This is a genomic window from Mesorhizobium sp. M1A.F.Ca.ET.072.01.1.1, from assembly GCF_004023325.1.
Classification (GTDB): Bacteria; Pseudomonadota; Alphaproteobacteria; order Rhizobiales; family Rhizobiaceae; genus Mesorhizobium.
Genome location: NZ_RZSF01000766.1, coordinates 1 through 416 on the forward strand (window position 1 = coordinate 1; position 416 = coordinate 416).

The window sequence follows — 416 nt, forward strand, 5'->3', positions numbered from 1 at the left end:
CAGGCGGCCAATTGCGGTTTGAGACGGCGATTGTCTACAGTGAACGGCGAGAGGGGTCTTCATGCATTCAACCAGCCATTCAAAGACGTCGATCGGCGGCATCAGCCGCGAGCGCATTGCCATGCTGCGCGACACGGAGGCTGAGGTTTTCCGCAAGGCGCGGCCGAAATCCGAGGCCAAGGCCGGCAACGGCCTGCCCGGCTTTTTCGGCGGCGTGCCGATGCACTGGATGAACGATTGGCCGACGCCGTTTCCGATCCTTGTCGACAGCGCCAGGGGCGCCACCATCACCGACATCGACGGCAACCGGCTCGACGATTTCTGCCTCGGCGACACCGGTTCGATGTTCGGCCATTCTCCGCCGCCGGTCGCCCGCGCCATCCGCCGACAGTCCGGGCGCGGTCTGACCTATATGC

The 416-nt window shown here is 64.7% G+C and carries 1 pseudogene; it reads left to right on the forward strand.

Going from position 1 to position 416, the window contains the following annotated elements:
• Positions 1-61: 61 nt before the first annotated feature.
• Positions 62-416 (forward strand): annotated as a pseudogene (locus EOA32_RS37930) (aminotransferase class III-fold pyridoxal phosphate-dependent enzyme); the annotation flags it as partial.